Origin of the sequence: Streptomyces sp. NPDC006450 (assembly GCF_040612195.1) — a bacterium.
GTDB lineage: Bacteria > Actinomycetota > Actinomycetes > Streptomycetales > Streptomycetaceae > Streptomyces.
The window spans coordinates 1-3,388 of sequence record NZ_JBEXPT010000242.1 but is presented as its reverse complement, the minus strand read 5'-3'; the positions used below and the strand labels follow the sequence as shown (position 1 = coordinate 3,388).

The window sequence follows — 3,388 nt, the reverse complement described above, 5'->3', positions numbered from 1 at the left end:
CGTCGAGCCACGCGACGTAGTCGGACGGGCCGATGTGGACGTTCTTCTCGCCGAGCTCGCATCCGTACCGGAGTGCGCGAGGCGCCGGTGGTCGAACGGCGGCAACGGCGCCCCCGGTGCGAACAGCGCGGCCGGCGGCTCCGGTGTACGGAACCACGCCGTGCGCGCCAGCGCCGGCAGCTGCGGGACCAGCACCGCCTGGCACACGGCCGTGCCCGCGTGTCCGAGACCGGCCACCGGCAGGTCCCGTACGAGCTTCTGGAAGCCGCCGTACAGCGGCCCGCGGTCGTAGCCGCGGGCGCCGAGCACGGTCGCCAGCTCCTCCAGGTCCTCCCGCAGCAGGTCCGGCATCGTGTATTTGACCGCGGCGGCCAGCAGGTACGCGTCCTCCGGCAGCAGGCTCATCGCCCGCAGCCCGGTGACGGCCATGCTGTCGCAGGCCAGCAGGTCCGCGAAGACCCCGGCGAGCACCTTCTGCCAGCGGCGGGCGGGCTTGGCGTCGGGCCGGTTCTCCACGGCCGCGCGCACGGCCTGGCGCAGCACGCTGTCCACGCCGGCCAGCACCACGCCCGGAATCAGGCAGTGGCTGATCTGGAAGCTGCGCAGCGCCAGCGACACCCCTTCGCCGACCTCGCCGACCAGCGCCTCGGGACCCGCTGACACATCGGCGAATTCGAGTCCGGAGAAGTGTGCGCCGCGCATGCCCGGCATCTCGACCCTGCCGAGCCTGCGCACCTCGCCGGAGGCGGGCGGCTCGGGGCCGACCAGCAGCACGGAGTGGCTGCGCGGTCCGTCCTCGCGCGCGGTGCGCGCGTACATGACGAAGGCCTCGGCGCGGTGGGCGTTGATGACCACGTCCTTGTGCCCGTTGAGCACCCAGCCGCCGTCCGGGCCGGGAGTCGCCTCGACCTCGTTGCGCAGGATCGCGTTGGCGTGCGCCACCTCGCGGTGCACGATCGTGACCCGGCCGCCGTCGAGGAGGTGCGCGGCCAGCGCCCGGCGCTGCGGCTCGGTGCCCGCGGTCCACACCGCGCAGGCGGCGAAGAGCGAGGTGATGCCGAACCCGTAGCCGAGCGCGAGATCGCGGCGGAACAACGGGCGCAGTACCCGGGCGAGTTCCTCCAGGTCGGTGAGCCGGCCGCCGAGGTCGTACGGGACGAACTCGGCGCCCAGGCCCGCCTCGGCGAGCAGCGCCTCGGTGGCCGCCGGCGCCTCGCGGGCCTCGTCGGCGCGCAGCAGCGCCAGGTGTCCGTGCGGGTTGTCCGGGTCGAGGGGGTCGCCGAGGGCCGCCTCCAGCCGGGCGGCGCGCTCGGACGCTGCGGCGGGCCGGGACGCGGTGGCGGGCGCCGCCTCACTTCTGTCCCGTACGGGTGCGTGGGTGTCCCGTACGGGGGCCGTGGTGTCCTGGATCGCGGTCACAGGACGCGGACCGAGTCGATGGCGTACTGCGCGGCGTGGCGCAGTACGGACAGACCTGCCTGGCCCATCGTCTCGCGCACGTGCCGGCCGGCGGCCACCGCGTCGGTGCCCTCGCCCAGCACGCTCTCGATGTTCTCCTCGCGCAGCAGCACGTTGTGCCGGGCCGTCAGGGTCACCCCGGACTCGTCGGGCTCGATCGACCACTCGCCGGTGTGCGCGGTCAGCAGGGGCGAGGTCCGGGTCTGCTTGTAGCAGATGCGCTGGGCGCCCGGGAAGCAGATGCGCACCGATTCGGTGCTGTGCGCGCTGCCGTCGACGGACAGGCTTCCCATGGACATCAGCTGTACGCCCGGCTCGTCCTCGACCAGGTCGAGCCGGTTGACGTGCGGGAGTTCGGCGGGCCAGTCCCGCGCCCGGTACAGGAAGTCGAACACCAGATCGCCGGGGGCGTTGACCCGTACGGTGTCCTCGAAGGACCACACCAGGTCGTCCAGACGCGTCCAGTACTCGGCGAGCTCGGCCAGCCGGTCCAACTGGGCGCGGCTGTTCTCGAGGGTGACCCGCTCGACCCAGGCCACGTCTTGCGGTACGTCCCCTGCGACGGTGAAGGAGTGCTCCAGGGTCACCTTGGCGGCGTACTCGCCCAGCGGCACCACCGTCCACACGCCGCTCATGGACCGCGTGGGCGCGGCGGGCAGGTCGTGGGTGAACGCCACGCGCAGCCGCTCCACGTCCAGGTGCCGGCTGGACACCCAGGACTTGACGGTCTCGCCCGCGGTGACCCACATGCGCAGCCGCTCCCGCGTCCCGTCGAAGTCGAGCTGCTCGACGTGGACACAGGGCGCGAAGAACAACGGCCACCGGGTGGCGTCCGCGATCAGCCCGTACATCACTCCGGCCGGGGCCGCCGCGATCACTTCGTGGACCGTGCGGTGCACACGCGCATCCGACATCTTCCACACCCTCCTCTTTGGTACGCCGGCCGGCTCCGACCGGCGGCGTCCAGGCTGCGGCGCCGCCGTACCGGCGGGGCTCCGACCCCCGCCCGGCACGGTGCCACCACTGCGCCGGTGCCCTCACACCGGCGAACCCGTCCGCCTGCCGCTGGGGGCCGCCGACGACGCTGTCGTGCGGCCCTGGGCTGACGGCCGTGCCCACGACACTGTCCGGAACCGCTCGCAGACCGCATGGGCTTGACTGGAGCGCGGCTCCAGCCGACGGCTGCGTCCGCCTCGATCCGACGGCCCGGCCTCCCCTTTTGGACGTGCGACCTCCTCGGGGGCGGGTCCGGCCGGGGTCCGCCCCCCTCGGCTTGAGCCGCCCGCGAGTCCGGCCTCCGAGACTCTCCGGGCGGTGCTCGGGCGGCGCCGGCCCGACGGACGACGCCGCCGGTGTCCGGGGGCAGTTCCCCTTCCCCGGCCCGGCTCGCGACCGCCCCTGCCGCCCCTGCCGCCCACCCGGCCACCCCCGTCCCGGTGGGCGGCCCGGGGCTCCGCGCCGCCGGGGTGTCCCGGCCTTCCGCGGCCCCGCACGGACCGCGCGGAGAAGGCCCTCGGCCCCGTTCTCCGCTACCGCGGCGCAGCGTCGTCCGTACGGCGGTTCACCTCGGCCGGATCTCCACCGCAGCGCGCCGGGGCACGTACCCGGGGTCCACCGGTGCTCCGGCCGTCCGCGCCGGCTTCTCGACCACGGGGGCGGATCGTGACCGCACATCCCGCCCGCCCACCGGCGGCCGAACGCCCTGGAGGCGATATGAGCGCCCTGTCCCCGCGCCCGTTCGTGCGCGCCGTGTGGGAGGGGCTGATCGCCCTCGGGCGGCTGCAGGCCGTGGGACAGGGCGGTATGGACGGCGGCCCGGACACCGGCGCGATGTGGGACGAGCCCCCGCCGGGGCACCCGGACCGGATGCGGCCCGATCTGCCGCTGACCCCGCTGGAGCGCCGGCTGCGGCGCGAGCTGCGCCGCGGAC

Annotated in this window: 3 protein-coding genes; 1 reads left to right on the top strand and 2 read right to left on the bottom strand. The window is 74.8% G+C overall.

Translation table 11 applies throughout. The annotated features are described in order from the left end of the window. Both ABZY57_RS32425 and ABZY57_RS32420 read right to left on the bottom strand, forming a co-directional pair. Window positions 1-1,419, bottom strand: a 1,419-nt coding sequence (locus ABZY57_RS32425; RefSeq protein WP_356518083.1) for an acyl-CoA dehydrogenase, incomplete at its 3' end; no start/stop codon positions are given. Beyond that, a complete protein-coding gene (locus ABZY57_RS32420) occupies window positions 1,416-2,372 on the bottom strand; it encodes an aromatase/cyclase (protein ID WP_356518081.1) in 957 nt (318 codons plus the stop codon). The genes ABZY57_RS32420 and ABZY57_RS32425, both read right to left, overlap by 4 nt. A gap of 799 nt (window positions 2,373-3,171) precedes the next feature. Here ABZY57_RS32420 and ABZY57_RS32415 point away from each other — a divergent pair. Then, on the top strand, window positions 3,172-3,388 hold a 217-nt coding region (locus tag ABZY57_RS32415; RefSeq protein ID WP_356518079.1), incomplete at its 3' end, for a DUF6059 family protein.